This is a genomic window from Polynucleobacter sp. AP-RePozz3-80-G7, assembly GCF_018882145.1.
Classification (GTDB): Bacteria; Pseudomonadota; Gammaproteobacteria; order Burkholderiales; family Burkholderiaceae; genus Polynucleobacter.
Map to the genome: position 1 here is coordinate 110,965 of NZ_JACVPC010000001.1, position 23,287 is coordinate 134,251.

General features: G+C 45.7%; 28 protein-coding genes. 10 read left to right on the forward strand and 18 right to left on the reverse strand.

The window, feature by feature from the left end; translation table 11 throughout:
* Window positions 1-7: 7 nt before the first annotated feature.
* On the forward strand, window positions 8-1,441 hold the full coding sequence (locus ICE90_RS00600) for a S41 family peptidase (RefSeq protein ID WP_216190607.1): 1,434 nt from the start codon (window positions 8-10) through the stop codon (window positions 1,439-1,441).
* Window positions 1,442-1,465: 24 nt separating this feature from the next.
* The gene (locus ICE90_RS00605; RefSeq protein WP_215321102.1) at window positions 1,466-2,218 is read left to right on the forward strand and encodes a HesA/MoeB/ThiF family protein; all 753 of its coding nucleotides are present in this window, start codon (window positions 1,466-1,468) and stop codon (window positions 2,216-2,218) included.
* A 16-nt stretch (window positions 2,219-2,234) separates the two neighbouring features.
* Here the strand turns inward: ICE90_RS00605 and ptsP are convergent, their stop codons facing one another.
* From ptsP to ICE90_RS00645, 8 genes are all read right to left on the reverse strand, one after another.
* Window positions 2,235-3,986, reverse strand: a complete 1,752-nt coding sequence (gene ptsP / locus ICE90_RS00610) for a phosphoenolpyruvate--protein phosphotransferase (RefSeq protein WP_216190608.1) — start codon at window positions 3,984-3,986, stop codon at window positions 2,235-2,237.
* A gap of 5 nt (window positions 3,987-3,991) precedes the next feature.
* On the reverse strand, window positions 3,992-4,261 hold the full coding sequence (locus ICE90_RS00615) for an HPr family phosphocarrier protein (protein ID WP_215321104.1): 270 nt from the start codon (window positions 4,259-4,261) through the stop codon (window positions 3,992-3,994).
* Between the two features lie 17 nt (window positions 4,262-4,278).
* A complete protein-coding gene (locus ICE90_RS00620; RefSeq protein ID WP_215321105.1) occupies window positions 4,279-4,701 on the reverse strand; it encodes a PTS sugar transporter subunit IIA in 423 nt (140 codons plus the stop codon).
* Between the two features lie 2 nt (window positions 4,702-4,703).
* Window positions 4,704-5,645 (reverse strand): glutathione synthase, encoded by a 942-nt coding sequence (gshB, locus tag ICE90_RS00625; RefSeq protein ID WP_216155366.1) that lies wholly within the window; start codon window positions 5,643-5,645, stop codon window positions 4,704-4,706.
* Window positions 5,646-5,673: 28 nt separating this feature from the next.
* Window positions 5,674-6,972 (reverse strand): glutamate--cysteine ligase, encoded by a 1,299-nt coding sequence (gene gshA, locus ICE90_RS00630; RefSeq protein ID WP_215321107.1) that lies wholly within the window; start codon window positions 6,970-6,972, stop codon window positions 5,674-5,676.
* Window positions 6,973-7,076: 104 nt separating this feature from the next.
* Window positions 7,077-8,561, reverse strand: a complete 1,485-nt coding sequence (locus ICE90_RS00635) for an ammonium transporter (protein ID WP_215321108.1) — start codon at window positions 8,559-8,561, stop codon at window positions 7,077-7,079.
* Window positions 8,562-8,574: 13 nt separating this feature from the next.
* Window positions 8,575-8,913: a P-II family nitrogen regulator gene (locus tag ICE90_RS00640; protein WP_011903792.1), complete on the reverse strand. Its 339-nt coding sequence runs from the start codon at window positions 8,911-8,913 to the stop codon at window positions 8,575-8,577.
* A gap of 24 nt (window positions 8,914-8,937) precedes the next feature.
* The gene (locus ICE90_RS00645; protein ID WP_216190609.1) at window positions 8,938-9,774 is read right to left on the reverse strand and encodes a TorF family putative porin; all 837 of its coding nucleotides are present in this window, start codon (window positions 9,772-9,774) and stop codon (window positions 8,938-8,940) included.
* 263 nt (window positions 9,775-10,037) lie between these two features.
* Between ICE90_RS00645 and ICE90_RS00650 the strand changes: the two genes are divergently transcribed.
* Window positions 10,038-10,292, forward strand: coding sequence for an accessory factor UbiK family protein (locus ICE90_RS00650; protein ID WP_215321110.1), 255 nt, complete (start codon window positions 10,038-10,040; stop codon window positions 10,290-10,292).
* A gap of 21 nt (window positions 10,293-10,313) precedes the next feature.
* Here the strand turns inward: ICE90_RS00650 and ICE90_RS00655 are convergent, their stop codons facing one another.
* From ICE90_RS00655 to ICE90_RS00685, 7 genes are read right to left on the reverse strand one after another with little or no spacing between them, the layout of a single operon-like run.
* Complete coding sequence (locus tag ICE90_RS00655) at window positions 10,314-10,898, reverse strand: hypothetical protein (protein ID WP_216863814.1); 585 nt, start codon at window positions 10,896-10,898, stop codon at window positions 10,314-10,316.
* Window positions 10,891-11,901: a lipoyl synthase gene (gene lipA / locus ICE90_RS00660; protein WP_216190610.1), complete on the reverse strand. Its 1,011-nt coding sequence runs from the start codon at window positions 11,899-11,901 to the stop codon at window positions 10,891-10,893. Before lipA ends, ICE90_RS00655 begins: the two co-directional genes overlap by 8 nt.
* Entirely contained in the window at window positions 11,898-12,542 is a 645-nt protein-coding gene (gene lipB / locus ICE90_RS00665) for a lipoyl(octanoyl) transferase LipB (RefSeq protein WP_215321112.1), read from the reverse strand. The genes lipA and lipB overlap by 4 nt, the downstream gene beginning before the upstream one ends.
* Before the next feature lie 7 nt (window positions 12,543-12,549).
* A complete protein-coding gene (locus ICE90_RS00670) occupies window positions 12,550-12,816 on the reverse strand; it encodes a DUF493 family protein (protein ID WP_072582654.1) in 267 nt (88 codons plus the stop codon).
* A gap of 19 nt (window positions 12,817-12,835) precedes the next feature.
* On the reverse strand, window positions 12,836-13,549 hold the full coding sequence (locus ICE90_RS00675) for an alpha/beta hydrolase (RefSeq protein WP_216190611.1): 714 nt from the start codon (window positions 13,547-13,549) through the stop codon (window positions 12,836-12,838).
* A gap of 26 nt (window positions 13,550-13,575) precedes the next feature.
* Window positions 13,576-13,884 (reverse strand): ferredoxin, encoded by a 309-nt coding sequence (locus tag ICE90_RS00680; protein ID WP_215321114.1) that lies wholly within the window; start codon window positions 13,882-13,884, stop codon window positions 13,576-13,578.
* Window positions 13,885-13,900: 16 nt separating this feature from the next.
* Window positions 13,901-14,926, reverse strand: coding sequence for a VanZ family protein (locus tag ICE90_RS00685; protein WP_255533258.1), 1,026 nt, complete (start codon window positions 14,924-14,926; stop codon window positions 13,901-13,903).
* A 106-nt stretch (window positions 14,927-15,032) separates the two neighbouring features.
* On the opposite strand from ICE90_RS00685, the gene ICE90_RS00690 reads away from it, so the two are divergent.
* Entirely contained in the window at window positions 15,033-15,818 is a 786-nt protein-coding gene (locus ICE90_RS00690) for a biotin--[acetyl-CoA-carboxylase] ligase (RefSeq protein ID WP_215321116.1), read from the forward strand.
* A complete protein-coding gene (locus ICE90_RS00695) occupies window positions 15,815-16,624 on the forward strand; it encodes a type III pantothenate kinase (RefSeq protein WP_215321117.1) in 810 nt (269 codons plus the stop codon). Before ICE90_RS00690 ends, ICE90_RS00695 begins: the two co-directional genes overlap by 4 nt.
* Here ICE90_RS00695 and rfaE2 read toward each other — a convergent pair.
* Window positions 16,621-17,109 carry a D-glycero-beta-D-manno-heptose 1-phosphate adenylyltransferase gene (gene rfaE2, locus ICE90_RS00700; protein ID WP_215321118.1) on the reverse strand — a complete coding sequence of 163 codons (489 nt, stop codon included), beginning with the start codon at window positions 17,107-17,109 and terminating at the stop codon, window positions 16,621-16,623. The genes ICE90_RS00695 and rfaE2 overlap by 4 nt on opposite strands.
* Window positions 17,110-17,216: 107 nt before the next feature.
* On the opposite strand from rfaE2, the gene ICE90_RS00705 reads away from it, so the two are divergent.
* The 5 genes from ICE90_RS00705 to ICE90_RS00725 are packed head-to-tail and all read left to right on the forward strand — an operon-like array spanning window position 17,217 to window position 21,998.
* Window positions 17,217-17,771: a glutathione peroxidase gene (locus ICE90_RS00705; protein ID WP_370623817.1), complete on the forward strand. Its 555-nt coding sequence runs from the start codon at window positions 17,217-17,219 to the stop codon at window positions 17,769-17,771.
* Window positions 17,768-19,144, forward strand: coding sequence for an NAD(P)/FAD-dependent oxidoreductase (locus tag ICE90_RS00710; RefSeq protein ID WP_215321120.1), 1,377 nt, complete (start codon window positions 17,768-17,770; stop codon window positions 19,142-19,144). The genes ICE90_RS00705 and ICE90_RS00710 overlap by 4 nt, the downstream gene beginning before the upstream one ends.
* A 3-nt stretch (window positions 19,145-19,147) precedes the next feature.
* Window positions 19,148-19,933: a DUF1365 domain-containing protein gene (locus ICE90_RS00715; protein ID WP_215321121.1), complete on the forward strand. Its 786-nt coding sequence runs from the start codon at window positions 19,148-19,150 to the stop codon at window positions 19,931-19,933.
* Window positions 19,930-21,225 carry a cyclopropane-fatty-acyl-phospholipid synthase family protein gene (locus ICE90_RS00720; RefSeq protein WP_216190613.1) on the forward strand — a complete coding sequence of 432 codons (1,296 nt, stop codon included), beginning with the start codon at window positions 19,930-19,932 and terminating at the stop codon, window positions 21,223-21,225. The genes ICE90_RS00715 and ICE90_RS00720 overlap by 4 nt, the downstream gene beginning before the upstream one ends.
* A complete protein-coding gene (locus ICE90_RS00725; protein WP_216190614.1) occupies window positions 21,222-21,998 on the forward strand; it encodes an SDR family oxidoreductase in 777 nt (258 codons plus the stop codon). Before ICE90_RS00720 ends, ICE90_RS00725 begins: the two co-directional genes overlap by 4 nt.
* Before the next feature lie 40 nt (window positions 21,999-22,038).
* Here the strand turns inward: ICE90_RS00725 and ICE90_RS00730 are convergent, their stop codons facing one another.
* Together ICE90_RS00730 and ICE90_RS00735 are read right to left on the reverse strand one after the other, a co-directional pair.
* Window positions 22,039-22,683, reverse strand: a complete 645-nt coding sequence (locus ICE90_RS00730; RefSeq protein ID WP_215321124.1) for a thiol:disulfide interchange protein DsbA/DsbL — start codon at window positions 22,681-22,683, stop codon at window positions 22,039-22,041.
* Window positions 22,680-23,267 carry an SPOR domain-containing protein gene (locus ICE90_RS00735; RefSeq protein ID WP_215321125.1) on the reverse strand — a complete coding sequence of 196 codons (588 nt, stop codon included), beginning with the start codon at window positions 23,265-23,267 and terminating at the stop codon, window positions 22,680-22,682. Before ICE90_RS00735 ends, ICE90_RS00730 begins: the two co-directional genes overlap by 4 nt.
* Between the last annotated feature and the right edge of the window lie 20 nt (window positions 23,268-23,287).

The window sequence follows — 23,287 nt, forward strand, 5'->3', positions numbered from 1 at the left end:
AAGAGATATGCGCCAATTTCTAAAGAATTTCGCCCTGATAGCCGTTGGCCTTATCGCCGGCGTAGCAGCCACGATCCAGCTCTCCGCGACCGCCCAGCAAAGCCCTCAGCTACCGCTGGATGAGCTCCGCACGCTCTCCAATGTCTTTGCCCAAATTAAGCGTGAATATGTTGAGCCCATAGAAGATAAGCAACTACTAACAGATGCCGTTAAAGGAATGGTCAGTAGTCTTGATCCTCATTCCACTTTCTTAGATAAAAAAGATTTTGCAGAAATGCAAGAGATGACCTCTGGAAAGTTTGCTGGACTTGGCATTGAAATCACTTCTGAAGATGGTGTAGTGAAAGTACTCAATCCAATTGAAGATAGTCCTGCTGCTCGCGCAGGCCTTCAAGCTGGAGACCTCATTACACGCCTTGATGACAAACCTGTTCGTGGTATGTCTCTAGACAAAGCTGTGCGGACTATGCGCGGCGAACCTGGAACCAAAATTACTTTGACGGTATTTCGTAAGAGTGAGGAGCGTAGCTTTCCGGTCACAATCACTCGCGCAGAGATTAAAGTTCAATCAGTCAAAACAAAAATTCTGGATAACGATATTGCTTGGGTACGCATCACAAGCTTTCAAGAGCGCACCGTTCCCGATCTTGCCAAGAAACTAACTGATATTGCCAATCAAGATCCAAAACTCAAAGGTATCATTCTTGATCTTCGCAACAATGGCGGCGGTCTATTACAAGGAGCTGTGGGTGTGGCTGCAGCATTCTTGCCTGCTGACGCAGTCATTGTCTCCACTAAGGGCCAGTCCCCAGATTCAAAACAGGTATTTAATGCAACGCCAGCGATGTATCGCCTAAATGAGTCTGGCGACCCTTTGGCGGGTGTTCCAGCGATATTTAAGAAATTGCCTATGGTGGTCTTGGTAAACGCTTATTCCGCCTCAGCTTCCGAGATTGTGGCTGGCGCACTCCAAGACTATAAACGCGCAACCATTATTGGAAAAACGACCTTTGGTAAGGGCTCTGTCCAAACCGTTCGCCCCCTGACCAATGATTCAGCACTGAAGATTACTACCGCTTATTACTACACCCCAAGTGGCAAGTCGATTCAGGCTTTTGGTGTGAAACCAGATATCCCAGTAGATCAAAACAAAGATGGTGATCCAGATGATGTATTAATCACTCGTGAGATTGATAGCGAAAAACATCTCCGCAATAAGCAGTCTGCCGAAGATAAGTTGATTAAAGATCGGGAACAACGTCGTATCGAAGAGTTGCAGCGCATTGAAGAAAAAAATGCCAAGAAGACTCCTGAAGAAAAAGAGAAAGATAAAAATAAGAAGCCTACAGAACTAGGTAGTGCGGATGACTTCATGCTTTCTCAAGCGGTGGCCTTTATTAATGGCCAGCCTGTGAAGCGCTCTTCATCCAAACTCGAATAACCTTTTAATCTCTGCGGCTGGCACATGAATGACGAGCAGTTACTTCGATACTCCAGGCATTTACTGCTTGACGAGATTGATGTTGCTGGCCAAGAGAAGCTTCTCCAATCACATGCTTTAGTCATCGGTGCCGGCGGCTTAGGTAGTGCTGCCGCCCCCTATTTAGCTGCTGCCGGAGTTGGACTCATCACCTTAGTAGATCATGATGATGTAGAGCTCACCAATTTGCAGCGCCAAATCATGCATGCCGAAAGTAGCGTTGGCAAAAGTAAAGTTGTCTCAGGAAAAGAATTTTTACAACGTCTTAACTCCAGCATTCAGATTGAAACCATTCAGGCTAAAGCCACAGCTTCGCTATTAGATGAAATATTGCCAAGCGTTGATGTTGTTCTCGATTGCACGGATAACTTTACAACTCGGCACCTCATTAATGCCGCCTGCGTTAAACATCAAATTCCTCTAGTTTCTGGATCAGCACTCAAGTTTGATGGTCAAGTGAGTGTCTTTGATCTGCGAAATCCAAACTCACCATGCTATGCCTGCATCTTTTCTCCCGATGAAGTATTTGAAGAAGTCAGTTGCTCCAGCATGGGTATCTTCTCGCCTCTAGTAGGGATCATTGGAGCCATGCAAGCCGCTCAAGCCCTGCAGGTATTAATTGGTTTTGGAGAGCCCTTGGTGGGCCGCATGTTACTTTGGAATGGGCGTACGACCCAAATCGATGCAATCCGTATTAGCCGTAATTCCGAGTGCTCGGTATGCGGCTCAGCCCACTAAGCAACTCGCTAAGTAGTTAAGACAGCAGTCGCTCTAGAGCCTTTTCCTGCTCTTCGGGCTCATACGCCTTCAAGACCCTATTAACGCGAGCTTTTAATAAACCGACATTGGCCTGAAGAATTTCTCGCTTGACCAGTAATAACTGGCTGAAGTGCATTGAGAAATCCGTTAAGCCCAAGGCAAGCAATAACTTTGTTAATGCAGGATCGCCAGCCATCTCACCACAAACAGCCACAGGCACATTGGCACGTTTAGCTTGCTCAATGATATTGGCTAATAAATTCAATATGGCTGGATGTAATGGGTCATATAAATGGGCAACTGCATGATCTGCGCGATCAATCGCCAGTGTGTACTGAATTAAATCATTCGTTCCAATAGAGAGAAAATCGAATCGGCTAATAAACAAAGGCAAGACTAAAGCAGCAGCCGGAATCTCAATCATCGCGCCAATCTGAATATTCGGATTAAATGCTTTGCCACGCTGATGCAACTGTTGTTTGGCTTTTTCAATCAGCCTAAAAGTTTCATCGATCTCTTTAGCATGCGCCAACATAGGAATCATGATGCGCGCTTGACCATGGGCTGATGCGCGCAAGATTGCTCTGAGCTGCGTTAAAAAGATTTCAGGCTCCGTTAAAGACCAGCGGATTGCCCGCAATCCCAGTGGTGAAGTTCCTGTTTGAGAAATATCGCCACCGCCGCCCAATGCTTTATCTGCACCAACATCAATGGTTCTAATGTTGACAGGTAAGCCCTGCATTAAATCGACTACGCGACGGTATTCTTGATATTGCTGCTCTTCATCTGGCAAGGCCTGTTTACGGTCCATGAATAAAAATTCAGAACGGAATAAACCAACCCCTACAGCCCCTAGCTTTACCGCCTGAATAGCATCTTCTGGTAATTCAATATTGGCAAACAACTCAATCTCAACACGGTCAGCTGTTTCTGTTTTTGCATGCTTTAACTGCTGGAGCTTACGAGCTTCTTTCAGAACCTGCGTTTGTAGTTTGCGATATTCGGCTAGCAGTTGCTCATCTGGGGCAACTACTACAACTCCTCGATCGCCATCTAGTACCAACCAATCGCCATGGCGAATCATTTCGCTCGCGTGACGTACGCCAACTACTGCGGGTATTTCCATGCTGCGCGCCACGATAGCAGTATGGGAGGTCTTGCCGCCAAGATCCGTTACAAATCCGGTAAACGCATGCTCTTTAAAACGCAGCATGTCGTGCGGAGCAATATCGTGAGCAACAATAATTGACTCAATACCAATATCGCTTGTTGGCAAAAAATCAGAATCATTTAATGGATCTTTTTTCTGGGAATTTAATGCCTTAATGACTCGTTCAGCAACCTGCCGAATATCGTTAGCACGCTCCTTTAAATAAGCGTCCTCAATATCTGCAAATTGCTCTAGAAGATCATTGAGCTCAGTGGTTAAAGCCCATGCTGCATTTAATCGTTGCGTACGAATGAGTTTAATGGGCTTCTCAGCCAATGCTGGATCCGCCAATATCATACCGTGGACGTCTAAGAATGCAGCCATCTCTTGTGGGGCATCTTTTGGCAACCCTTGGCGCAATTGTTCAAGCTCTAGGCGAACCTGATCAAATGCGTCTAATAGCTTTTGTGCTTCAGCCTCTTCTTTACCAGCTTCAATCAGGTGATGACTCACTTCTAATGCTGCACGAGAAATCAGTACCGCCTTGCCAATGGCAATGCCTTTCGATACTGGAATTCCGTGCAATGCAAAAGTCATGCTATTTACTCACCCTCACCAAATCGGTCATTAATTAAGGCAGTGAGTGCCTGCATAGCTTCATCCGCTTTTTCGCCCACAGTCTCAAGGGTCACAGTGCTGCCGATACCGGCCGCCAACATCATCACACCCATAATGCTCTTCGCATTAATTTGACGCCCATTACGTGACAACAATATTTCACAAGGAAACTGAGCCGCTAATTGAGACAGTTTGGCAGATGCGCGCGCATGCAAGCCTAATTTATTGATGATTTCGATTTCTGCCGAAGGCATAGCGTGCTGGACCTTATCTATTCTTGATTTACTTTTGTACCTAAGCGTAAGATGCCATTCTGCCCACCGGCAAGGGCTTTTTGCGCTAACTCTTCGAGATTCTCACCGCGATGAGAAATGCAACGCATCAGCATAGGAAGGTTTAATCCCGCTAAGACGATGACAGGAGCATTTAGGCCCGATAAAGGCCCTAAGGCCTCAAGCTTAGAGGCCACATTAGCGGGGGTTGCGCCCATAACATCTGTCAGGATCAGGACGCCATTGCCTGTGTTCACACCATAAGCCGCCTTCATTACGCGATCAAAGCTTGCCTTGGTATCTTCATGAGGAGGGATATCCACTGCTCGAACACGCTCAGGCAATACACCAAAAGTATGCTCAGCAAACCCCAGCATTGCGCTGGCAACCGGTGTGTGAGCAACGATGACAATTCCAACCATATTTATGCCAATGCTTTCTCTAGCGCTGCTAACCAAAATTGCGCAACATTAAAGTTGCTTTGGTCAGTAATTTCTACAAAACAAGTAGGGCTCGTCACATTAATTTCAGTGAGATAACCACCAATTAAATCCAGCCCAACTAAGAATAATCCACGCTGATTTAAAACAGGTGCTAATTTTTCAGCAATCCTTTTTTCAGTCTCGGTTAAAGGCATCGCTACGCCTTTGCCGCCGGCAGCCAAATTACCCCGAATTTCGCTACCCTGCGGAATGCGGGCTAGCGCAAATGGCACCACCTCTCCACCAATTAAAAGTACCCGTTTATCACCCTGGGCAATTTCTGGAAGAAAGCGTTGAACCATCAGGGTTCTTGCGCCATTCTCACCAAGGGTTTCTACAATGCTCGCAAGGTTAAGGCCATCAGCCCCAACTCTAAATACACCCATGCCGCCCATGCCGTCTAACGGTTTAATCACGATATCGCGATGTTCTTGATGAAAAAGCTCTACTGCAGCTAATTCACGCGTGACTAAGGTAGGCGGAATCAGCTCTGGAAACTCTGTGATGGATAGTTTTTCTGAATGATCTCGAACAGCGCTTGGCTCATTAAATACTTTCGCGCCCTGACGTGCTGCGGCCGATAACAACCAAGTGGTATTGAGATATTCAATATCAAAAGGAGGATCTGTGCGCATAAGCACAGCAGAAAAAGACTTGAGTGTTCGAGACTCAATATCACCTAACTCAAACCAGTGAGTGGAGCTGGGCTTAATCACTAAAGATTGGCAATCAGCCACTACGAAATCATCTCTCCACAACACATTGCGACTTTGACAAAACCACAAATGGTGGCCTGCCTCTTGCGCTGCTCGCATCATTGCGAGTGTGGAATCTTTTTGAATCTTAAAAGATTCAAGGGGATCTGCAATAAAAAGAAGGTTCATTATTTCTATTGAGAGATTAGTGATTTATTTATGCGGCTTCAGCATTGGGATCAGTTCGCTCTAGCTCCAATGATGCAGCAAGCAGCGCTAAGCGAGCAACCACACCATATAGATAGAAGCGATTTGGAGCGGCACTACCCGGCTTAGCTCCGAGATCAGGCATCGAGTTTTGCTCGAAGGCTAGAGGCACAAAATGCATACCTGGAGCATTCAGGTTCTCATCTGGTCCACGGTCAGTATGAACGCGATAGAAGCCGCCAATGACATAACGATCGATCATGTACACCACCGGTTCAGCAACCGCTTCATTGACCTTCTCAAAGGTATAAACACCCTCCTGAATCAGTACATCACTGACTTCAAGACCTTCCTTGACCACACTCATCTTATTGCGGTCTTTACGATTCAAGCCCTTTAACTGCGAGGGATCATTCACTACCATCACGCCCATGCCGTAAGTACCGGCATCAGCTTTTACGACAACATAAGGCTTCTCTTTAATACCGTATTCACGATACTTCTTAGCGGTCTTTTTTAAAACTTGCTCTACAGCAGTTTGAAGTTCGTCTTCACCCTTACGCTCGTGGAAATTAATATTGGAGCAACTAGTAAAGTAAGGATTAATCATCCATGGATCGATATCCACTACTTTGGCAAATTTCTTTGCCACCTCTTCATATGCGGCAAAGTGATTAGATTTACGACGCACATGCCAACCAGCGTGCAAGCCTGGCAGCAAGTACTGCTCATAGATATTTTCCAAAATCGGAGGGATGCCTGCGGATAAGTCGTTATTTAATAGGATCGAGCAAGGATCAAAATCTTTTAGGCCTAAGCGTTGCTTCTTGAGACCCAATCGAGAAAGCGGCTCCATCAACAAGCGATTGCCATCAGGCAAGTCAATCCAGGTTGGCTTTTTAATTTCTTCGGAGAAGGTACCTAGTCGAACATTCAATCCAGCTTGACGCAAAATCGAAGACAAGCGCGCAATATTCTGCAAATAGAAAGTATTGCGTGTATGTCGTTCTGGTATCAGCAATAAGTTTTTAGCCTCAGGACAAATCTTCTCAATGGCAGCCATGGCAGCTTGAACAGCAAGCGGCAACATCTGTGGTGAAAGGTTATTAAACCCTCCAGGGAAAAGATTGGTGTCAACTGGAGCTAACTTAAAACCAGAATTGCGTAAATCGACAGAACAGTAGAAAGGCGGGGTATGTTCTTGCCACTCCAGCCTGAACCAACGCTCAATGGTTGGGGTCGCTTCTAGAACCTTTGACTCTAATTCGAGCAAAGGGCCGGTGAGTGCAGTAATGAGATGTGGAACCATTCCACCATTGTAAGATTATTAAAAGAAAGACGCGGGATCCGAGGATCCCGCGCTTAAAACTAGGCAGCCAACCAGGGCCACCCAGTGAGGGGTAAATCTACTGATTAAGACTCGTAAGCAGTCTCACCGTGTGAGCTGATATCCAAGCCTTCGCGCTCTTCTTCTTCCTTAACGCGCAAACCAATCACGATATCGATCAATTTGAAGGCTACGAAAGAAACTACGCCAGACCAAATTACAGTGGTAATCACGCCTTGAGCCTGGATCCACAATTGGCTAGCAATTGAGTAATCAGGAGCAACAGCGTTAGCCACATAATCCCAAATACCAGATCCGCCTAATGCTGGGTCAGCAAATACACCGGTCAACAATGCACCAGTAATACCGCCTACGCCGTGAACACCAAATACGTCTAAGCTGTCGTCTGAGCCCAAAATCTTCTTGAGACCAGTAACACCCCAGAGGCAAACTACACCAGCAACTAAGCCAATGATGATTGAACCCATTGGGCCAGCAAATCCAGCCGCAGGAGTAATTGCAACCAAACCAGCTACGCAACCAGATGCAGCACCTAACATTGATGGCTTACCTTTGAGAACCCACTCAGCAACTGACCAACCCAATACAGCAGCAGCAGTAGCTAAATAAGTATTCACGAATGCCAAGGCAGCACTACCGTTTGCTTCAAGAGCTGAACCGGCATTGAAACCAAACCAGCCGAACCATAAGAGAGCAGCGCCAGCCATTACATAAACTAAGTTATGTGGCTTCATTGCTTCTTTGCCGTAGCCCAAACGCTTGCCGATAACAAAGGAGCCAACCAAACCAGCGATCGCAGCATTGATATGCACAACAGTTCCGCCAGCAAAGTCGAGAACACCTTTTTGCCACAACCAACCAGCACGAGCAGTAATTGCTTCGAGTGATGCAGCATCTTTGATGTCATCTGGACCAGGCCAGAACCAAACCATGTGAGCGATTGGTAAGTAGCTGAAAGTAAACCAAATCACCATAAACACTAAGATTGCAGAAAACTTAGCGCGTTCAGCAAAAGAACCAATGATCAAGCAGCAAGTGATTGTTGCGAACACCGCTTGGAAAGCCATAAATACATACTCAGGAATCACAACACCCTTACTAAAGGTTGCCGCTACTGAGTCTGGATTCATGCCGCCCAAGAAGAGACGATCTAATCCACCGATGAATGCCCCGCCTTCCGTGAATGCAAAACTATAGCCATAAATCGCCCATAGCACTGAAATCAAAGAGAAGACCATGAAACATTGCATGCAGATAGACAAGATGTTCTTGCTACGTGTTAAGCCGCCGTAGAACAACGCCAAGCCAGGAAGTGTCATCAACAGCACTAGTGCTGTACAAACCATCATCCAAGCAGTGTCACCTTTATTGCACTTTTCAGAGCAAAGAACAGGAGCAGGTTCTGCAGCAGCAGGAGTAGCAGCAGGAGCTGTTACAGCTGGTTTTTTTACTTCATCAGCATGCGCTGGCGAAGTAACCATTACACCAGTAGCGCCAATAGCCAAGGCCATAGCACCACCAGCAACGAGTCGTTTCATCCAAGTTAACATTTTGAACCTCTCTTTAAAGTGCTGACGCGCCGGTTTCACCGGTACGAATACGAATGACGTGCTCAACTGGTGAGACAAAAATCTTGCCATCACCAATCTTGCCAGTACGTGCTGATTTTTCAATTGCTTCAATCGCACGCTCCAAGATGCCATCTTCAACAGCAGCTTCAATTTTTACTTTAGGTAAAAAGTCGACAACATACTCAGCACCGCGATACAACTCAGTGTGACCTTTTTGACGACCAAAGCCTTTAACTTCAGTGACGGTAATGCCCGAAACTCCCACTTCCGAGAGAGCTTCGCGCACTTCGTCAAGCTTGAAGGGCTTGATGATTGCGGTAATTAATTTCATGTGTTTCTCCGTTCAGAGTGGAAATTAGAAAGTTTTAGTTAAGGAAATCAAGCCAGTATTGCCACCTTGAGTTCTGCCACCTGGAACTGCATAAGCGTAGACACCTGCAAAAGCACCGCTACCTTGCTTAACGTTTGTTCCAACGTAAGCAGCAGATGCTGATAAGCCGCCGCCAAAGTCTTTGGTCAGGCCCAACTTCCAGTCGGCATAACTAGCTGATGCTTGACCGGCGCTGTAATATTGACCTGCAATTTTCTGGTAACCAGCGTGAGCGTTTACAGTAATGCCATAAAAACCAGTGTCATAATTTGCAGTTAAATCGGTATAGTTCGATCCAGTACTGTTATTGGTTCCAAAAGTATTACTCAATGAGTATGAAAACTTTAAGAAACCAGTAACGGGGCCAAATGTTGCATTTTGAGCTACATAAAGTTCAGTCGTATTAGGATTCACAAAACCGCCAGCGGTACTAATTCCGTTGGTTGGGTAGTAGTACTGCAAAATACCGAAGTCGGAAGCAAAGCCTTCAGCAATTAACTCCTTCTTAAAGCCTCCGTAGAAGTCCATTTCAATTGGAGCGCTTTTAGCAATTTGGTAATCAGATACCCAGCTAATAGATGAGTTCCAGTTACCAATGTAGAGACCACTCTCATGAGCGTAATCAAAACCGCCTTGAATAGCTGGTTTGTAGTTTGATTGTGTCAAACCACGATAGATGTAGTTATTTGTTACGGTAACGTTAGCTGTAACTGGGCTTACCTCTGGTGCCGCTGGCTCATCAGCCGCGAATGCTACAGTCGAAAGACCTGCCAACAAAGCTACTGCTGCTGCAGAGATTGCTGTCTTTTGCAAAGTTTTCATGAACTACTCCTTACTGGTTGTAATAAAAAATGGGTTGAATGCTTATTGCATGGGGTGATATTGAATCCCCAGGGGTTCATAGCTTTGCCACAAATCCCCCAAATAAGGCAAATGCCCTTTTTTGGTGCTAAATAATGCACCTCAAAGGTGAATATGGGGCATTTATCGGGTTTTAACCCCTTTTTGGGCAGTTTTACGCATACAACTTAAAATACGAATGTGTATCTTTTCTGCAACTCTCAATAGAACTGCGATCTCTCATCATGCAAAAACCAGGCGAAATCCTCGAACAAATCCAACGTATCGCTAACGATATGCAGAACAAAGTTGGTGATGCGATCCGCAATTCGCCAGCTCAAGAAATTGAAAAGAATGTACGCGCCATGATGAACCAAGGATTTCAGAAAATGGACTTGGTTACACGCGAAGAGTTTGAGCTACAAACTAAAGTGCTCGCCAAGACACGTGAAAAGCTAGAAGCGCTTGAAGCTAAAGTTGCTGCACTAGAAAAACAATAATTAAATGATCTTCTCTTCAGACTACTCTGGAGAAAAATCACTAAAGAAGTTTTCATACTCTTCTTTAGACAACAAAGTTTTTGCATTCTCCGTGCCTGCATTCATATGCAGCACTGATATTTGATAAACCCAGATATCACCATTCGACGCAGCTCGATTGATCCAACGAACGCGCATGAGTTGCTGTGATTTACCGCTGGATTTCAAATCCAGAAAATAATCTTTGATCGGCAAACGCTGTCGGTCTGCTATTTTATAAAAAGCATCCTCAACAGTGACAACGCCACCAGATGCTTTTGCCCTGTCAATTAAGTTAGCCTGTAATTGCGAAAGTAACTTACTTAGTGAGGCACTTTGATTGGCCGGCAACTGGATAGTGCTAACCGAGTAAATATCATCATCAATTTTTACCGCCTCAAGTGTCTGTAAGAGTTCTTGATCAAGATAATGAATGCGGCGCTCTAATTTATCTGGCTTGCCAGGAAATAAAGCGGTATATCTTTCTTGCGGCGCTTGGACTGTACGCCAATCTAATTTAGGACTACATGCAATGAGAAAAATGAAAGCCGCTAGTACGGTGGCGGCCTTAGAAACCCGTCTAAACAACCCCAGCTCCGTGCGCCTGTTGATCTGCGTGATAGCTTGAGCGCACCATAGCGCCTACAGCCGCATGAGAGAAGCCCATTTCATACGCCTTTTCCTCAAACATCTTAAAGACGTCGGGATGAACGTAACGCGTAACAGGTAGATGATGTCCTGACGGGGCCAGATACTGACCAATAGTGAGCATGTCGATATTGTGCTCACGCATATCGCGCATCACTTCTAAGATTTCTTCATCTGTTTCACCAAGGCCAACCATCAAACCGCTTTTAGTAGGGACATGTGGGAAACGCTCTTTAAAGTCTTTCAAGAGCTTCAACGAATGCAAGTAATCTGCACCCGGTCTAGCCTGTTTGTATAAACGAGGCACTGTTTCGAGGTTGTGATTCATCACATCAGGCAAACCACTAGGTGCATGCTCAGAAAAAATATCTAACGCTTTATCTAGGCGGCCACGAAAATCTGGGACCAATACTTCAATACGAGTATTCGGGGAGAGTTCACGTGATTGAGAAATGCAATCAACATAGTGCATTGCACCGCCATCACGCAGATCATCACGATCTACGCTCGTAATCACCACATAGTTCAGTTTGAGCGCAGCAATAGTACGCGCTAAATTAGCAGGCTCTTTTGTATCAAGAGGATCTGGTCTGCCATGGCCTACGTCACAGAAAGGGCAGCGACGCGTGCACTTGTCACCCATAATCATGAATGTAGCAGTTCCTTTACCAAAGCATTCACCAATATTGGGACAGCTGGCTTCTTCGCAAACGGTTACCAACTCGTTCTCGCGCAAAATCTTTTTGATTTCAGAAAAGCGGGAGTTATTTGAGGCCGCCTTCACCCGAATCCAATCAGGCTTTTTCAATACCTCTGTTAAAGGAATGATTTTGATCGGAATGCGCGCAGTCTTCTCGCTCGATTTTTGTTTACGTGATGCGTCGTAATTGAGGTCTTGGCGCGCCTCGATGGGTGTCTTGGTGTCAGGCTTATTTGTGGTCATGATGGCATCAGTTGCTTTTGTAAATGCTGCAAAAGCCTTTGGCTAATAGTGTCTACATTGTCCTTGATCCCAAGAGTTTGCATGTCGACTGTCTTTAAACCCTCATACCCACAGGGGTGGATACGCTGAAAGGCCTCTAAATCGGTAGCGACATTCAGGGCTAGACCATGATAGGAGCAGCTTTTGGAGACTTTGAGGCCCAAGGCCGCCACCTTAGCGCCAATCCATTCTGAGGGTACTCCTGGCTGCTGAGAGACGTAAATTCCTGGAGCCCCCTGATGCCTTTCAGCCTTAATCCCAAAATCTGCGAGCGTATCTATCAGCGCTTGCTCTATACGAGAGACCAATTCTTTTACGAAAATCCCCAAACGCTTTAGATCTAGCAAAAGATAAACCACGATTTGGCCTGGCCCGTGATAGGTGATCTCTCCACCCCGATCTACTTGCACGAGTGGAATTTGATTGCTGGGTGAATGCAAGTTACCCGCATCACCCGCCAAACCTAAAGTGAAAACAGGAGGATGCTCTAGGACCCAAATTTCATCGGGCGTTTCGTTAGTGCGCTCTTTAGTAAAGAGTTTCATCGCCTCATACGTAGAGGCGTAATCTGCTAAACCCAATTGTTTTACTAAAGCTGCCATGAATTAATTACAGAACAACACTAACCAATGGATGGGTAGACAAGGTTCTGTACAGCTCATCTAACTGTTCACGACTAGTCGCAGTAATTGGCAAAGTAATGCCGAGGTAATTTCCATCCTTAGAAGGGCGCTGCTCAACTTTACTCTCATCAAACGTAGGATCAAATTGTTTGGCAATATGCACTATCGCTGGAAGATATTCTGGGTTTGCTTTACCCATGACCTTGATGGGAAATAAGGATGGGTACTCGATTAATGATTTTTCTTCGGCCATATTGTCTTTCTATTTCTAATTACTTACGATGATCTGGCATGCCCAACCACGCGCCAGTAATGATGTTGCGAATGCAATGCAAGCGGCGATGGAAAAAGTGATCTGCGCCAGGCACTACTTGCACAGTCAACTCTTGCGGACGCGCCCAATCTAAAACATCAATCAAAGGAATGGTTTCATCCAACTCCCCATGAATCAAAATCGTATCCGCGGGTACTGGCGCCAGAGTCCATTTGCCTGCGGCGCTACCCACCATTACCAGGCGCTCAGCTGGACGGCCTAATTCTGAAAGCCTTTGCACTAAGTGACTACCAACAAAGCTTCCAAAAGAAAAACCTGAAACTACTAGCGGCAGAGTATTCGCCCCTCCTATCCAGGATTGATTCGCAGTTGCTACAAATTGACTCCAGCTTGATGGTGTTCGCATCCAATCGGTTACATGAAGCAAGTCCTCTAACTCACCAACGCCATCGTCATGAACGCCTTCGGTTCCGCCTACACCACGAAAGTTTGGGCGCACGCTCACGTAACCCAACTGGTTAAAAGCACGTGCCATGGTTTGCGCTACCTTGTTATCCATCGTTCCACCCATCAATGGATGGGGATGTGCAACAAGGGCTAAGCCACGAACGGCAAATGCAGGATCATTTTTTAATTCATCCGGCAGATCAATAGACATTTCCATTGATCCAACAATGCCTTCAATCTGAATTACTTTTGTACGGCTATTCATAAAAAACTTTCAACTCTCTGTAATGGCTAGACTAATTGCAAGCGCTCTACTGGACGCCCTGCGATTAAATGAGACTGGATGATTTCTTCAACATCATCCACATCAACCATGGTGTACCAGACGCCGTCTGGGTAGACGACCATGACAGGACCGTCAGCACAGCGATCTAGGCAACCCGCCTTATTCACGCGTATTTTCCCTGGGCCCGCAAGACCAAGCTCTTTCACTCTTTTCTTGGCGTAGTCAAATAAGGCAAAAGCATTGTGCTGATCACAACAATCCTCACCATTGGCGCGCTGATTGAGACAAAAAAATAGGTGGTGTGAAAAACTCATAGAAAAATTATATTCATCAATGTTTCGGTTTAAATTCAACGGCACTTCGAACCATCCAAATCAGCGCCAAAGGTAACCATACTACGGAAACCCATTGCATCAACTCATTAAAGTGCAATAGGCGTCCTTGATACCAGTGTCTGAGCGTCAGAATGAAATATGGATTGTCTGGCAAAACATTGACCGCTATTGTGGTTCCCAGCAAGCAAATCAAAGCTAACCAAAACTTAGTCATTTGCTTGAGCCTTAAGGTCCATCTTAATAAGATGCTGCCCAGTACCATTCCCCATAGAGCTCCAGCGGTAAACCAGATCAAACTAAACTCAGTGCCAAATTGAAGGGCGGTAAATAAAGTCTTTACCATCACTGTTAGGCCAAGCAGTCCATTGAGAATGCGCCACTGGGGGGCTTTGGTGCGCAAACCCAGAGAGAGCAACAAGGCCACTCCAAGCCAGCTTAGCGAGGTAATTGCCGCCTCTTGAATGACCTGATTAATCACCACAGTACCCCAATCAACGGAGCCAAAGATGGCATGCCCCCATACGCCCGTGCCAAGCCAAGAGCTTTGTGGATAAATTTGTGACCAGGGAAATAATAAGAACAGGGCACATGCTGCCCAATTAAGGCCAAACCATTGATCAAAGCGCCGACGAATTGCGCTTCCAGAAAGCCATTGTGGTCCTAGCGGAATCGCTAATAAGCCACCTAACAGCCCTCCTAATAGATTGGCCCACCAGTCCATCTGACTCGGTATGCGAGTAGGCAGCCAAGACTGCAAAGTTTCTACACCTAGCGCCAGGCCAGCACTCAAGCTAAGGGCAATTCCAAGAGCTACGTAGTTACGCCAACGGGGATAGGCAGCAAACATCACCAAAAATCCGAATGGAATGTAAGCCAAGATATTGACCGATACATCAAATAAAGTCATAAAACGAGGCAAAGGAGCATCCAACCATGCCCAAGCAAAGATCCCATTCTGAAAATCAAAGTCAAAGGGGTTCAGGCTTACGTAGATGATCAAAAGCGCGTAGCTTAAGCTCATAGCCCTCGCTAAGGGCATAGCCTGTAGTGGCCATACCAGCTTCCGAGGTCGTTGATCTTTTTGATCCATCCCACAATTCTAGGCCAGACCTTTCTACAATGGCGGAATGACTGCAAATTGCATACTTGAGCGCGTTACTGAGACTAAATCCACCAATGATGATCTTATGAGTCGCTGGCGTGCAGGGGAACTCATTGATCCAGTGGCTCGGATTGCCCACAAACAAACTGCGGGCAAGGGCCGGGCAGGCCGAGCATGGCTAGCCAACCCCGAGGACTCACTATGCTTCTCTCTCGCATTTCCATTTAAAAGAACTCCGGCCGAACTCAGCGGACTGAGTTTATTGGTTGGTCTTGCAGTGATAGACGGTATTGCACAAGCTTGCAACCTGAGCGAGGAAGAGCTTCAACAGGCCGGCCTGCAACTGAAATGGCCCAATGACTTATTGCTGAACAAGCATAAACTCGGCGGCATCCTTATTGAAGGCGGCCAAGCAAAATCGGGTGATCTTACTTGGATGGTTATTGGGGTTGGTATTAACTTGCGCAATCCAGAAACAATTGAAGCAAATCTAGATACTGGACTGAAAGTGGGCTCACTTGCTCAGCTGACAAAATTACTTCCTGATACAGAATATCTCTGGCTCAAACTAATCGCCTCACTCGAACATAGTCTTGCAGAATTTGACCTGCATGGATTTAAGTTCTACAAAGAACGTTGGATGAGCTGGGATGCTTATCGAGATCAGGCCGTGTACATTTCGGGCGCTGGTAAAGAGGCTATTTATGGCATTGCAAAAGGTGTGGATGAGACAGGGGCATTACTATTGCAACAAGAAAAAAAAATCATCGCCATTCATGCGGGTGATGTTTCTTTGCGGATTCAATCATGAGCCTTTATTTATTTTTTGATGTTGGTAATACGCGCCTGAAGTGGGCGGCTGTGGAGTCAACACAAAATCCTAGCGCTCAACAAAAAAAATTGTGGGCATACTCGGGCTCCATTAGTAGCAAGTCTTTGCAATCAGCAGAACATCGAGCTGAGTTGGCTGACTATATTGCTAAAACCTTACCGAAACCTACAGCTATTGGTTTTGCCTGCGTTGCTGGCCAAGCAGCCATGGCCAATCTCAAATCACTATTTCCGCAATGGAGTGATTTGGATTGGAGGCAGCTCAAAGGGGATAGCGCTTATGCTGGGATGCGTAGCCTGTATCAAGATCCCAGAAAGCTCGGCGCTGACCGCTGGGCCGCGCTGATTGGGGCACGCGTCTTATCGAATAAAAACACCTTGCTTGTGAATACCGGTACTGCTACTACCATTGATTTACTCGGTTCTAACGGCGTACATTACGGTGGATGGATTTTGCCTGGTCTTGGATTAATGCAAGAAAGTTTGGCAAACAATACTGCGCAGCTAGGCTTGGCTACACGCGCAGAACATCATGGGTTTGGACTCTCCACTAACGACGCAATCATTGGAGGTTGCGATGCAGCGCAAATTGGTGCAATTCTGTATGGCATACAACATGCAAAAGAGTTAAATTTTCCCATCGAAAAAATTTGGCTTGATGGCGGTAATGCCAAGGTCCTAGCGCAAGAAATTACAAAAAATAATTTACCAATCAAGCGGGCCGTGGAAGTAACCGAAGGATTAGTACTTCGAGGTATTTGGGCGTGGTTACTGCAAAACCTTTAAGAGCGGATCTTACCCAATAAGCTTGTAGTTGAGCGCTCGTATAGGAAAGGGATCGCAACTGCTTTACCACCCCAACTTTTTACCAGATGGGTTTCTGCCAAAGTATCGATATCGTAATCACCACCCTTGACGTAAATATCAGGACGAATTTTTTCAATCAAATTGACTGGTGTTTGTTCAGTAAACAACATCGTCATATCCACGCTTTCCAATGCAGCCAATAATGCCTGGCGATCAGCCTCTGAATTAATAGGCCTGTCGTCGCCTTTACCCAACATTTTCACTGAGGCATCAGAATTCACACCCACGACCAAGCTAGCCCCCAAGGCGCGGGCCTGGGCCAAATAGCTGGCATGGCCACGGTGCAGGATATCGAAGACTCCATTAGTAAATACCAATGGTCTAGGAAGATTTTCCAGGCGAGCAGCAAGCTGTTCTGGTGAGCAGACTTTTGCTTCAAAAGAGGGGGGTGGCAAATGACTCATAACCCAATATTAATGGCAATCTTGCGAGGCCAGCGATATTACCCAGAATGTCTTAGACTTGGCTTCTCACTCGTGAATAAAAAAGGTGCAATATGCCTCGTTTTGTAATGAACTGCCTATTTGGGCTATTTGCATTCTTGTCTGGATTTCAGCTTGCCAATGCTGCGCCCACTTGCAGCCCCCTGCTCTCCCATACCTTTCCTCGCCTGCAGGATGAAGCGCCGCAAAACCTTTGTCAATACCAAGGGAAAGTCATATTGGTAGTAAATACAGCCAGCTTTTGCGGCTTTACAAGCCAATATGAAGGTCTTGAGAAGATTTACGCCAAATACAAAGAGCAAGGCTTTGTCATTCTGGGCTTTCCTTCTAATGACTTCGGGCAACAGGAGCCTGGCAGCAATAAAGAGATAGCCGATTTCTGCAAGAACACCTATGACGTGAAATTTCCGATGTTTGCTAAGAGTGGGGTTTCCGGCAGCAACCCAAATCCATTATTTAAGATGTTGATAGCTAAAACTGGCACAACTCCAAAATGGAATTTTTATAAGTACTTAATCGATCGAAATGGTAATGTGGTTGATTCGTTTGGAAGCGTTACCAAACCCACCAGTAGCAGCATGACAAATGAAGTTGAAAAGCTTTTAGGAGAAAAAGCTCAGTGAGTAAAAAAAGAATTGCCATTATTGGCGCAGGCATCTCTGGATTAGGCTGTGCCTACGCCTTAAGACAACATCCTGAATTTGAAATTACCTTATATGAAGCTGGCGATCACATTGGTGGCCACAGCAATACCGTTGATATCACTTGCAATATCGGTGGCAAAGACATCACACATGGCGTAGACACTGGTTTCTTGGTATTTAACCGTAAGACTTATCCACGTCTTGTTCGTTTATTCGAAGAAATTCAAGCGCCAGTAGCCCCCTCAGAAATGTCGTTTTCCGTATCGATTGATACAGCCAACAAATCTGGGACGGGGAAAAAGATTGAATGGGCTGGTAATGACATCAATTCTTTTTTTGGACAAAGATCCAATCTCCTGTCTCCATCATTTTGGAGGATGGCTTATGACATCATGCGTTTTAATCGTTTGGCCACTCAGTTAGCGCATGATCAAATTGAAGCTGGTCATCAATATAAAGAGCCTGATGAAAAAATTGCCGATTTTTTAAAACGTCATCGTTTCAGCCAAAGCTTTAAAGAAAATTATTTTTTACCCATGATCGGTGCCATCTGGTCTTGTTCAATCGAACAGATGCTAGAGTTCCCCATTCAAACCATGGTGCGCTTCTGCCATAACCACGGCCTTTTGCAAATCCAAAATCGTCCGCAATGGTTGACCATCAAGGGCGGTTCACGAGAATATGTAAAGCGCCTTGTGACAGCACTAGAAAAGCATGGGGTTGCCATTAAAAGGGAATGTGTCCTGAGAGTAAATACAGGTCATGATGGCGGGCCAGTTGAGGTTATCAGTCAGGCTGGCTCGGCTCACTTCGATGAAGTCATCATGGCTTGTCATAGCGACCAAACACTAGATTTAGTTCATGGCATTGACCAACAATCAAGAAATATCCTGGCATCAGTTCCATACCAAAAGAATCGAGCAATATTACATACCGATATTCGCTTCTTGCCAGACGCAAAACGTTGTTGGGCTGCCTGGAATTACACCGCCAAATCTGGTGCCAAACCAGACACAAAGCAACATGTCAGCGTTAACTACTTAATTAATCGTCTACAACCTCTGCCAGCTCAACTTCAAGATACCCAAATTATTGTGAGCTTAAATCCCTCGGAAGAGCCAGATCCAAAGCTTGTGTATCAAGAGATTCACTATTCACACCCTGTCTTTGATATGAGTGCGATACAAGCTCAGAAGGAGCTACCCTTAATTCAGGGCACAGCATCGATTTGGTATTGTGGCGCCTGGACGGGGTTTGGGTTTCATGAAGATGGTTTACGCTCCGGAGAATTAGTGGCAGAAGCTTTAATTGAAAGCATTCATCAGCCGATCAAAACCAAACAAGATGTGTAGTTGATGTCAGATGCCAAAATTAACTTTGGGGTAGTAAAACACCAGCGCTTGAGGCCGGCTAAGAATGCCTTTGGTTATGGGGTTTTCACCATCTCCATCCCTATGCGTACTCGCAATGCTAACCCGAATTTACTGAGTCAGAACGGCTTAAGCGATAACCGTTGGGGCCTCTGTGCATTTTTTGATAAGGACCATGGCTTAGGAGAATCCAATAGCCTTGCTTGGATCGAAAAGATTCTGGCAGATAATCATGTACAGCATATCGATGGAGAAATTTGGCTTCAGACTTTTCCAAGGGTATTGGGTTACGTCTTTAATCCCGTGAGCTTTTGGATCTGCACGCGCGCTGACGGCAAAGTACAAGCGGTACTGGCTGAGGTTAACAATACCTTTGGTGAGCGTCATTGCTATTTACTACACAAAGATTCGGGTAAGGCATTGCACTCTGGCGAAACACTTAGTAGTGAAAAGGTATTTCACGTTTCACCATTTTGCGCAGTACGTGGTGATTACCATTTCCGCTTCTTATTTCCGCAAGATAGTAGTAGCGGCAAGAATAATGTCTGTCGCATTGAGCTTCATGAGGACGGCCAACCCCTCATCAACACCAGCATTAGTGGCATCAGCCACCCACTTAGTCGCGCCAATATCATTCTGGCCTTACTTCGCTACCCTTTAATGAGCGTGGGCGTCATTTTTCGAATACATTGGCAAGCATTGAAATTGTGGGTAAAAGGTGTACCCTTTCACTCAAAGCCTAAACCACCAGAACTTGAAGTTAGCAGATGAATCGTCCAGGACAATCCCTTCTCTCCAGACTCAACTTTTCTCGTCCGCAAGGGCGGGATAGCGCTTCGCCACAACACCAAATTAAAGCTAAGGCACTCCTAACTCTTTTGACGAAGCTAAGCAGTGGCCATTTAAAGCTTACCCTTCCCAATGGCGAAAAGCGCGAGTTTGGCATTCAAAGTGATCAATTACATGCGGAAATTCATATCTTGGAGTGGTCTGTATTTAAAGAAATCATGTCCCACGGAGATATTGGATTTGCCGAGAGCTACATTAAGGGCAAATGGAATACCCCCGACCTTAAGGCGCTCCTTGAGCTAGCCATACGCAACCGAACCATTTTAGAAAAAGCCATCTATGGCAATTGGTATGGCTCGATTTTTTATCGACTAAAGCATTGGTTGCGTGATAACAGCAAAGCGGGAAGTCGCAAGAATATTCATGCGCACTATGACCTAGGCAATGCTTTTTATACGCTGTGGCTTGATCCCACGATGAGCTACTCGAGCGCCTGGTTTTCTGAAGGCGCTCAGCAAGTCTTAGCTGATGCGCAGCGTGCGAAGATTGGGCGCATTCTAGATTCCTTAAAGACTACGCCAGGGGAGCACATACTTGAAATTGGTTGTGGCTGGGGCGGCGTTATGGAGGAGTCTCTTCGTAACAAGAGAGCCATTACTGGTCTAACTCTATCTACAGAGCAAAAAGTATTTGCAGAGAAACGTTTGCTAGAAGTGCAAAGTCAAATTGCTAACCCTCCTAGATTTGAAGTGCGCCTTCAGGACTATCGTGATTGCCAAGAAAAATTTGATGGCATTGCTTCCGTCGAAATGTTTGAGGCAGTTGGTGAAAAACATTGGCCGGAGTATTTTGAAACGATTGCTCATTGCCTAAAAGCGGGTGGCAAAGCTTGCATTCAGACGATTGTGATTGCCGAGGATCTTTTTGATCGCTACAGACGCAACACTGACTTTATTCAACAGTATGTATTTCCTGGTGGCATGCTACCCTCTAGGGCAAGTTTTAAAGCGAGCGCTGCTAAAGCTGGATTACGAATTGATGACGAGTTCGCCTTTGGCGGAGATTATGCAAGAACTCTTTGCTTGTGGCGTGATAGCTTTAATCAAAAACTGCAAGAGGTACGCCAACTTGGCTTTGATGAAGCATTTATACGTCTTTGGAACTTCTATCTCATGTATTGTGCCGCTGGCTTTACTGAGCGTAATATCGATGTAGTGCAATTCACATTGAGCCATCAATCTTCACCAGCATCTTCTGATACATTAAGCGCATGAAACAAAGCGGAATAGCTCACTTCTCAGGCAAAAGAGTCTGGGTCATAGGCGCATCCAGCGGTATTGGTGAAGCTTGTGCGAAAACCCTTCTTCTCAAGGGCGCTAAAGTAGCGCTTTCCAGCCGAAGAGCTGAACGATTAAATGAAATTGCCAGTACTGCAGAGGTTGATCAATCACTCGTTATTCCATTGGATGTCACAGATGATGCTCAACTGCAAGATGGCTATAAAACCATTATGAAGGCCTGGGATGGGGTTGATCTGCTCCTTTTTGTATCGGGCATGTATGTACCACTACGCGCAGATAATTTTGATATCAAGGTTGCCGAGAAGATCATTGATGCAAACCTTTTAGGACCAATGAGAGCGGTTGCTCTAGTGGTACCGGAAATGCTCAAAGCTCACTCAGGACATATTGCTATTGTTGGCAGTGTTGCAGGTTATAGCGGTCTGCCAAAAGCTTTGGCTTATGGCCCAAGTAAAGCTGCCATCATTAATTTTTGTGAGAATTTATATTACGACTTGCTGCCGACAGGAGTCAGTGTGCACATGATCTCGCCAGGATTTGTAGCTACTGAGGCTACCGCAAAAAATGACTTTGAAATGCCAGCCTTAATTAGTGCCGAGGAAGCAGCCAGTGAGATATTGGCCGGCATTCAGAAGGGGGAGTTTGATATTCACTTCCCTAAGCGATTCACAAGATTCTTAAAGTTTCTGAGAATCTTGCCTTACCCAATCTACTTTTGGATTGTACGCCGCTTCGTCAAAATTTAAGCGGCGCTAAAGTGTTACGTAGCAAGCTGTTTCGAATTTACTACTTGTACTTATCTTTACGAATTTTCTCTTCTAGATAACCCATTACTGCGATTGCTTTAGCCTTAGATCCAGCAATGGATGGTGATGTTACGTACTTGCCTTGCATCACAACGGTTGGCACTCCATCAATACGATAGGCTTCCGTCAATTGCTTGGCAGCACGTGCTTTAGAAACTACTGCAAAAGAGCGATAGGTCGCCAAGAAGGTATTGCGATCAATGCCTTGAGACGCAACCCAATCTGCGATCTCCGTCTCCGTGAGGAGATGTTTATTTTCTTTGTGTATTGCGTACATGACTTTTTCATTTAGAGCATCAGCTTTGCCCATCGACTCTAGAGCGTAGTACATCTGACTATGCGGCAAAAAGTCATCGCGAAAGGCTACAGGGACTCTTTTGAAAACAACGTCTTTAGGTTGACGCTTTACCCAGCTACTGAGCTCAGGCTCAAAGTCATAGCAATGTGGGCAACCATACCAAAAGAATTCAATAACTTCTACTTTTCCCTTGGTTTCGACCGGCTGCGCAACAGGCAATATACGGTAATCAAAACCTTCTTCGATTTTTTGAGCTTGTGCGCTAGCGAAACTACTTAAAGAAAGCAGTGCTAATAAAGTAATGAATCTTTTGCTGAATGAAATCATGATTTACTGGATTTGATTAAGGTTGGTTTAATGCCAATGCCACTCAATTTATCTCGCACTGAGTTACTCTCATCAACACTGTTGTAAGGACCTACACGTACGCGCCAAAGAGTATTCCCGTCACTCGTGACTTCACTTAGCTGGGCTTGAATTCCCTGAATAGCTAAATTCGCTTTTTGCGCATCTGCATCAGCACGCTTTGTAAACGCGCCCACTTGCAAGAAATACATGGCGTCTGATTTGCTTGCAGGGGATGCGTCCGCTGGCTTGTCAGCAGTTTTCTTGCCATTTACCAAATCTCCAATCGGATCGGGTGACGCAGGGGCGGGTGATTTACCCTGGAGCGGCTTATTCAAATCTACAGGCTCAGCAGGGGCGCCCGCTTCACCCTCCGCAGGTGCTGTAGAAGGCTTAATCATCAAAGGCAGACTTGGGGCACGCATCCCCGGTCTTTCTTGAGGGGTATTTTTAGAAAGGTAAAAGGCAATGACAAAGGCGATTCCAAGGCCGACGCCCAAACCCAAAATAAAGCCGAGAATAGTGCCGCCGTATTGGGAGTTTTGTTGATTCGGTGTTTTCATCATTTCCTCATCTTACATCTTCA